7 protein-coding genes are annotated in these 8,131 nt (G+C 74.9%); 5 read left to right on the plus strand and 2 right to left on the minus strand.

Annotated elements, in window-relative coordinates; all coding sequences use genetic code 11:
- Nucleotides 1-147 precede the first annotated feature (147 nt).
- The 3 genes from AB0O29_RS33200 to AB0O29_RS33210 all read left to right on the plus strand — a co-directional run bounded on the left by AB0O29_RS33200 (nucleotide 148) and on the right by AB0O29_RS33210 (nucleotide 3,697).
- Entirely contained in the window at nucleotides 148-1,716 is a 1,569-nt protein-coding gene (locus tag AB0O29_RS33200; protein ID WP_365159336.1) for a molybdopterin-dependent oxidoreductase, read from the plus strand.
- Nucleotides 1,717-1,819: 103 nt separating this feature from the next.
- Complete coding sequence (locus AB0O29_RS33205; protein WP_365159339.1) at nucleotides 1,820-2,890, plus strand: alpha/beta hydrolase-fold protein; 1,071 nt, start codon at nucleotides 1,820-1,822, stop codon at nucleotides 2,888-2,890.
- Nucleotides 2,891-2,953: 63 nt separating this feature from the next.
- The gene (locus tag AB0O29_RS33210; RefSeq protein WP_365159342.1) at nucleotides 2,954-3,697 is read left to right on the plus strand and encodes a TetR/AcrR family transcriptional regulator C-terminal domain-containing protein; all 744 of its coding nucleotides are present in this window, start codon (nucleotides 2,954-2,956) and stop codon (nucleotides 3,695-3,697) included.
- Between the two features lie 244 nt (nucleotides 3,698-3,941).
- Here the strand turns inward: AB0O29_RS33210 and AB0O29_RS33215 are convergent, their stop codons facing one another.
- Together AB0O29_RS33215 and AB0O29_RS33220 are read right to left on the minus strand one after the other, a co-directional pair.
- Nucleotides 3,942-4,994: an enoyl-CoA hydratase/isomerase family protein gene (locus AB0O29_RS33215; RefSeq protein ID WP_365159345.1), complete on the minus strand. Its 1,053-nt coding sequence runs from the start codon at nucleotides 4,992-4,994 to the stop codon at nucleotides 3,942-3,944.
- Between the two features lie 126 nt (nucleotides 4,995-5,120).
- Nucleotides 5,121-5,876, minus strand: a complete 756-nt coding sequence (locus AB0O29_RS33220; protein ID WP_365159347.1) for a helix-turn-helix transcriptional regulator — start codon at nucleotides 5,874-5,876, stop codon at nucleotides 5,121-5,123.
- 63 nt (nucleotides 5,877-5,939) lie between these two features.
- Between AB0O29_RS33220 and AB0O29_RS33225 the strand changes: the two genes are divergently transcribed.
- Nucleotides 5,940-7,193, plus strand: coding sequence for an MFS transporter (locus AB0O29_RS33225; RefSeq protein WP_365159350.1), 1,254 nt, complete (start codon nucleotides 5,940-5,942; stop codon nucleotides 7,191-7,193).
- Nucleotides 7,194-7,525: 332 nt separating this feature from the next.
- Nucleotides 7,526-8,077: an isochorismatase family protein gene (locus tag AB0O29_RS33230; protein WP_365159353.1), complete on the plus strand. Its 552-nt coding sequence runs from the start codon at nucleotides 7,526-7,528 to the stop codon at nucleotides 8,075-8,077.
- Nucleotides 8,078-8,131 lie beyond the last annotated feature (54 nt).

Here is an 8,131-nt window from a genome sequence, read left to right on the forward strand (position 1 = left end):
GAAATTCCAGCCCGCGCGGCGTTTGAGCGCAACGGGTCCGGGCGGAGCCCGGGGAACGGTGGAAGGGCGGGTAGGGGACCTCCCCCCGCGCAGCGGCGCAGCCACCCGCACCCGCGTTATGTTGGCGGCAGGCCCCGGAGGTGACCCATGGCACCCGCCCCCGCGAACACGACCGCCGCCGCGGCCGGCGGCCTGGCCGCGGCCTTCGCCGGCCTCGCGGCGGCCGAGCTCGCGGCCGCCTTCGTCCGGCCGGAGTCCGCCCCGCTCACCGCGGTCGGCGGAGCCGTGGTGGACGCTACGCCCGCGGCCGTCAAGGAGTGGGCCGTCCGCTCCTTCGGCACCTCCGACAAGCTCGTGCTGACCCTCGGCATCGCCGCCGTCCTGGCCCTGCTCGCCGCCGGCACCGGGATCCTCGCCGTGCGCCACCTCCGCACCGGCTGCGCGCTCGCGGCGGCGGTGGGGGTGCTCGGGGCGGCGGCCGCGCTCGGCCGCCCCGGCGCGGGGTGGAAGGACGCCCTGCCCTCCCTGGCCGGCGCGGCGGCGGCCGCCACCGTGCTGTACCTGCTGGTCACCGTCGTGCGCCGGCCCCACCCGGCGGCGGGGCGGCCCGGCGGTACGTGGCCGATGGACCGGCGCGCCTTCGGCCGGCTCCTGGCGGCCGCCGTCGGCGCCTCGGCCGTCGCCGGATACGCCGGGCGGCGGCTCGGCGCCCACGGCTCGGCCGGGGCCACCGCCTCCCGCGCGGACCTGGTCCTGCCGCCCCCTGCCGTTCCCGCGCCGCCGGTGCCCGCCGGTGCGGACCTGCGCGTGCCGGGCGTGGGACCGTTCCTCACCCCGGCCGGGGACTTCTACCGGGTGGACACCGCCCTCGTCGTCCCCCGGATCGACGCCGCCTCGTGGCGGCTCGTCCTCCACGGCGACGGGGTCTCCCGGCCGCTGACCCTGACCCTGGCGGAGTTGCTCGCCCGGCCCCTGACCGAGCACGACATCACCCTGTGCTGCGTCTCCAACGAGGTCGGCGGACCGTACGTGGGCAACGCCCGCTGGCTCGGCGTACGCCTCGCCGACCTGCTGCGCGAGGCCGGGGTGCGACCGCCTTCGCAGGGCGGCCCGGCGGACCAGCTGGTGGCGCGGTCGGTGGACGGGATGACCATCGGCACCCCCGTCGAGACGGTGATGGACGGCCGCGACGCCCTCCTGGCGGTCGGGATGAACGGCGCCCCCCTGCCGTTCGCGCACGGCTTCCCCGTCCGGATGGTCGTCCCCGGTCTGTACGGGTACGTCTCCGCCTGCAAGTGGCTGACCGAGCTGCGGCTGACCACCTTCGCCGCGTACGACGCCTACTGGGTGCGCCGCTCCTGGGCGCAGCAGGCCCCCGTCAAGACGCAGTCGCGGATCGACACCCCGCGACCCTTCGCTGATCTGGCGCCGGGCCGGGTGGCGGTGGCCGGGGTGGCGTGGGCCCAGCACCGGGGGATCTCCCGCGTCGAGGTGCGCGCCGACGGCGGGCCCTGGCAGGAGGCCCGGCTGGGCGACGCGGACGGGGTGGACACCTGGCGGCTGTGGGTGTGGCCGTGGGACGCGGCTCCCGGGGAGCACACCCTGGAGGTCCGCGCGACCGACGGGCGCGGCGCGGTCCAGCCGCAGGAGCGCCGGGGCACCCTTCCCGACGGGGCGACGGGCTGGCACTCCGTCACGGTGAGCGTCCACGCGTAGGAGTTCAGGGCCCGTACATTGTGGTGGGATGGCGCGGATACCGGGGATGCCGGGCATCCCGCGGGACATGACGACATGAGGGCATACGTCAGGAGCCGAGGCCGTGGAGCTGACCAGCACGTCGTTCCTCGCCACGCTGATCGCCGTCACCGCGCTGGCCATGCTCGTGGCGCTGCTGCTGTGGAACCGGGTGCCGGGTCCGGCCGTACTGCGGTGGGTGGCGCGGGTGCTGATGATCGGGGTGTGCCAGCTGACGGCCATCGGGGTGGTGGCCGCCTGGATCAACGACGGCTACGGGCTGTACGCCTCCTGGGACGACCTGCTGGGCACCGGCGCCGACGCGGACGCCTCGACGATGACCGGGCCTCCGGTGGGCCGGGCGCGCTTCACCCCGGGCGAGAACGGCACGCGGAGCACGTACTTCCGGGGCAGCCACTCGAAGCTGGCCGGCCAGGTGGTCGTGTGGACCCCGCCCGAGTACGACGCCCCGGGCGCGCAGAAGACCCGCTTCCCGGTGCTGACCCTGCTGCACGGCTATCCGGGCACCCCGCGTTCCTGGATCGACCTGGGGTCCATGCCGGACGCGCTGGAGCAGCTGGTGCGCGTCGGCGCGGCGCATCCGTTCATCCTCGTCATCCCGGAGCTGTACCCCGGCGGGGTGAACACCGACTGCACGGACACCCCGCAGCGCAAGATCGCCACCTGGCTGGCGGAGGACGTGCCGGACCTGGTGCGCAAGAACTTCCGGACCCTGCCGGAGCCGAAGGGGTGGGGGCTGATGGGCGTGTCGACGGGGGCGTTCTGCGCGGCGAAGCTGCCGCTGCAGTACCCGAAGGTGTTCGGTGCGGGCGCGGCCCTGGACCCGGACCCCCTGACCGGGGATCCGGCGGTGCTGCCCGATCCGGTGCTGCGGGAGCACAACAGCCCGATGTGGCTGATCAGTCAGGCGAAGGGCGAGGACGTCGGGCTGTTCCTGGCCACCTCCGCGCAGGACCGGGACAGCCCGCCGAAGCAGCTGGAGGCGTTCAGCAGGGCCGCGCAGGGCAGCGGGGTCCGGGTGAAGACCCTGGTCCGCCCGGCCGGGGGCCACAACTTCCAGACCTGGACCGGTATGTACCCGGACGCGCTGGGCTGGCTGAGCACGGAGCTCTCCGCCCCCGCCGGGCCGACGTAGCCCAGCCGTCGTTCAGGCGTACGCATGATGCGTACACTGTGCGCAACGGGGTAGGCTGGGGGCATGTCCTCATCAGAGCAGCAGAGTTCCGCGCCGGTCCCCTCCGTCTGGACCCGGCCCCGCCGGGCGAAGGAGCTGCCCGCGCTCAGCCGGGAGCAGATCGTCGCGGCGGCCGTACGGCTGCTGGACGCCGAAGGCATCGAGGCGCTGAGCATGCGCAAGCTCGGCACCGAAATGGGCACGGCCGCCACCTCCCTCTACCGGCACGTGGCCAACAAGGACGAGCTCATCGAACTGGTCGTGGACGAGGTCTACGGGGAGCTCGAACTGCCCGACTCCACCGGCCCGGACGGATGGCGCGACGCCCTCGCGCACAGCGGGCACAGCCTGCGCGGCATGGTGCTGCGCCACCCCTGGGTGGCGTCCGTCCTCGGCCAGGTGGGCCTCGCGCACCTCGGCCCGAACCTGATGCGCATGTCGGAGCGGATGCTGGCCATGGCCCTGACGGCCGGATTCCCGAAGGCCGAGGCGGACCTGGCGATGAAGGCCGTCATGTCCTACGTGCTCGGCGCGGCGACCAGCGAGGCCTCCTACCTCTCCCTGCTCGCCCGCAGCGGCAAGAGCGAGACCGAGTGGCTGGAGTCCCTGATGCCGGCCTCCCAGCAGGCTCTGGAGGACCACCCGCTGACGCAGGACCACGCCAACGCCTGGCAGGGCAAGGACCCGGCGCGGCTGCGCGAGGAGAACTTCGACTACGGACTCCAGCGGGTCCTCGACGGCCTGGCGACGCGGCTGGACCGGAGCTAGGGCCTGTCGTCAAACCCCCGTCTGCCCCGCGACGCCTGGCACGCGCTCTCGCCGCACCGGGCGAAAGCCAAGTACGTCCAGTACGCGGGCTTCCGCCCGGCACGCCGAGAGCACGCACCAGACGCCGCGGGGCCGCCCTTCGGGCGACGACGGGAGTTTGACGACAGGCCCTAGGCCGTCCGTTCCGGGTCCTGCCCGGCGGTACGGGCCGGGCAGGATCCGCAAGAGGCGGCCCGGGAGAAGGTCAGTTCGAGAAGGTCAGTTCGGCGCCCTCGCCGAGCGGGGCGAAGTAGCGTTCCACCGTCGCCTCGCGGACCTGGACCAGGGCAGCCGGGGACCAGCGCGGCCGGCGGTCCTTGTCGATCACCTGGGCGCGGATGCCCTCGACGAGGTCGGGGGCGGAGAGCGCGGCGCTGGAGACCCGGTACTCCTGCTCCAGCACCCGCTCCAGCGAGTCCAGGGCGCGGGCGCGGCGCAGGGCGGCGAGGGTGACCTTCAGGGAGGTCGGGGACTTGGCGTGCAGGGTCTGCGAGGCCTCGCGGGCGGCGGGCAGGCCGGTGGCCAGCAGCCGCCGGTGGATCTCCTCGACGGTGTCGGCGGCGTAGCAGTGGTCGATCCACTCCCGCTCGGCGGCGAGCGGGGCCGCCGGGAGGGAGACGCGGTCGAACTCGCCCAGCACCTCGGCCACCGGTCCGGCGGCGAGCTCGCGGGTGAACTCCTCCAGCCAGTCCGACGGGAGGTAGTGGTCGGCGAGCCCGCACAGCATCGCGTCGCCCGGGCCCACCGCCGTGCCGGTCAGGGCCAGGTGGGTGCCGAGTTCGCCGGGGGCGCGGGAGAGCAGGTAGGTGCCGCCGACGTCGGGGACGAAGCCGATGCCGGTCTCGGGCATGGCGACCCGCGAGCGCTCGGTGACGATCCGGACGCCGCCGTGGGCCGACAGGCCGACCCCGCCGCCCATGACGATCCCGTCCATGAGGGCCACGTACGGCTTGGGGTAGCGGGCGATGCGCGCGTTCAGCCGGTACTCGTCCCGCCAGAACGCGAGGGAGCCGGTCGTGCCGGCCTTCGCGTCGGCGTGGATGGCCCGGATGTCGCCGCCCGCGCAGAGCCCCCGTTCACCGGCCCCGCGGAGCACGACCTGCCGGACGGCGGGGTCGTGTTCCCAGGCCGTCAGGGCCTCCCCGATGCTCAGCACCATGGGACGGGTGAGGGCGTTGAGTGCCTCGGGACGGTTGAGGGTGATCAGGCCCGTACAGCCCTCGGTGCCGATCTGAACGGTCTCGTCTTCGGTCTTCACAGGCGTCAGTATGTCGGTTCCGAGGCCATATGAAGATCGTTTCTGACGATCTTGTCAAGTCTGCACGGCTTCGGGTCGAACGTCGCTCGACCGGCACTCGCGCGCGGCGCCCCGGCGCCTCAGCCCCTACCGGGGATGGGCCCCCGGGGTGTGGCCGAACGCCCGCCGGAAGACGTCGATGAAGGCGCTCGCGGAGGACCAGCCGCAGCGGTGCGCGACGGCCGTCACCGGGGTGCCGACGGCCAGCAGCCGCAGCGCGTGGTGCAGCCTCAACTGGGTCCGCCACTGCGGGAAGGTCATGCCCAGCTCGGCCCGGAACAGCCGGCTGAGGGTGCGCTCCCCGGCCCCGGCCCGCGCTCCGAGCGCGGCCAGTCCGCGCGGGTCCGCCGGGTCGGCGTGCAGCAGCGCGCACACCGCCGCCAGCCGGGGGTCCGTGGGAGCGGGCAGGTGCAGGGGCTGGAGCGGGGACACCCGCAGCCGGTCGAGCAGCACCCCCAGCAGGCGGCTCCGGGCCGGCCCCCGGTCCTCGGGCTCCCGGGTGTACTCCAGGATCAGCTCGCGCAGCAGGGGTCCCACGGCGATCACGGCGGGGGCGTCGAGGCCGAGCGGGTTGCAGCGCACGGGCAGGCCCACACAGTGCAGGTCGGTCCGCCCGTAGGCGCGGTGCTCGTGCACCGTCCCGGCCGGGATCCACAGGGCCCGGGTCGGGGGCGCCACCCAGGTCCCTGATCCGGTGGTGATGGAGAGCACCCCGGAGCCGGCGTAGGCGATCTGGTGGTCGTCGTGGTGGTGGGGGTCGATCCCGACGTGGGTGTCGAGCCGGTTCGTGTTGGTCGGGGCACGCTCGGCGTGCCGGGCACCGGGCTGGCGGGTTTCCTGCATGATCAGGCAATTTATCGGAAGCGGGAAGGCGGCGCCGGAACGGATTCTCGAAGGGTGAAACCCATGGACGCCCTGAACAGCCCTCCCCCGCCGAGCCGTTCGACAGAACCGCCCGCCTCCACATCCGCCTCCTCCCCCTCCTCCGCCTCCCCTTCCCCCGCCTCCCCCGCACGGCTCCGCCGGCGTATCGCGGCCTTCTCCGCCGGGCACGCCTGCGTGGACGTCTACCAGGGCGCGGTCGCCGCGCTCGTCCCCTTCCTCGTCGCCGAGCGGGGATACGGATACGCCGCCGCGTCGGGCGTCGTACTGGCCGCCTCGCTGCTCTCCTCGGTGGTCCAGCCGCTGTTCGGGGCACTCACCGACCGGCGGGCCGTGCCGTGGCTGATCCCCCTGAGCGCTGCCGCCACCGGACTCGGGATCGTCCTGGTCGGCGCGGACGCCGGGTACCCGGCCACGCTGGCCGCCGTCGCGCTCTCCGGGCTGGGGGTCGCCGCCTACCATCCGGCGGCCGCCCGGCTGGTGCGCACCGGCATGGGAGACGGTCACGCCGCCATGAGCTGGTTCGCCCTCGGCGGCAACATCGGCTTCGCCTGCGCACCCCTGCTGGTCGCCGGGGCGCTGTCGGTGTCCGGGCCCGCCGGATGGGGGCTGCTGGCGCTGCCCGCAGCGGCCGCCGTGCTCCTCAACCGGCCGCCGCGCACCGGGCGCGGGGACGCCGCCGCCGAGGCGGGGACCGCCGCCGCGGTACGGGAGGCGCCGGCCCGGGAGGACCGGCGGGCGTTCCTGCGGCTCTCCCTGGTGGTGATCGTCCGGTCCGTGGTCTTCATGGGCCTGAGCACCTTCCTCTCCCTGTACGTGCAGGAGCGCGGCGGGAGTGCGGGGGCGGGGGCCGCCGCGCTGTCGGCCCTGTTCGCGGGGAGCGCGGGCGGCACCCTGCTGGGCGGATGGCTCGCCGCGCGCTGGGGCCGGGTCCGGGCCGTCCGCCGCGCGTACGCGGCGTCCGTCCCGGCGATCGCGGGGATCCTCTGCCTCCCGCTGCCACTGGCGTACGGGTGCGCGGTGCTGGCCGCGGCGGCGCTGTTCGTGCCGTTCTCCCTCCAGGTCACCCTGGGCCAGGACTACCTGCCGACCCGCATGGGCACCGCGGCGGGCGTCACGCTGGGCCTCACGGCCAGTGTCGGCGGGCTGGCGAGCCCGCTGATCGGGGCCGCCGCCGACGCGACGTCCGTCGGCACGGCCCTGCTCCCGCTGGCCGCCCTCCCCCTCCTGGCCTGGGCCCTGTCCCGCTCCCTCCCCGACCCGTCCCCGACGCCCTGACCACGACCGCTGCGCGGGGCGAGGTCCCCTACCCGCCCTTCGCCCGTTCCCCGGGGCTCCACCCCGGACCCCGCGCCTCAAACGCCGGCGGGGCTGGATGAATCCAGCCCGCGCAGGGGGCACCTCCCAGCGGTAGCTGGGGGAGTTTGAGCGCACGGGCGCGAAGCGCACGTACGGGGTCCGGGGCTCGCCCCGGGAAACGGAGAAAGGGCGGGGCGGGGAGACGGCCCCGCGCAGCGGCAGCCGCCCGCACGGCGCGGCCGGTCCACCCGCCGCCGGACGGCACCCGGCAGACTGAACCCCCGTCAGCCCCCACCCCCGGAGGAGCCAACATGACCGCCCCCGCCCTGACCCTCGACCCCGGCACGGCCCTCGTACTGATCGACCTCCAGCAGGGCATCCTCGCCCTCCCCACGGCCCGCCCCTCCGCCGAGGTGCTCGCCCGCGGCATCGCCCTCGCCGAGGCCTTCCGCGCGCACAAGCTGCCGGTGGTCCTGGTCAACGTCGCCTGGTCGCCCGACGGCGGCGACCTCCCCACCACCGACGTCGACCGCCCCGGCCCCGCCGCCGCCCCGCCGGCCGCGTTCTCCGAGATCCCGGCCGAGCTGGCGGCCCTGGGCGACGTCACGGTCACCAAGCGCCACTGGGGCGCCTTCACCGGCACCGAACTGGACCTCCAGCTGCGCCGCCGCGGCGTCCACCGCATCGTCCTGGCCGGGATCTCGACCAGCATCGGGGTCGAGTCCACCGCCCGCACCGCCTGGGAGCACAGCTACGGGCTGGTCTTCGCCGAGGACGCCACCGCCGACATGGACGCCGACGCGCACGCCCACACCTTCGGGTCGGCGCCCAATCCGTGCTGTCGGTTAACTACTCGTACGTAGGGAGCGCCCCATTCCCCAAGGGGCCGCTCGACATCCGCCGAGGCTCCGTCAAGT

This window comes from Streptomyces sp. NPDC089915 (genome assembly GCF_040684675.1).
Classification (GTDB): domain Bacteria; phylum Actinomycetota; class Actinomycetes; order Streptomycetales; family Streptomycetaceae; genus Streptomyces.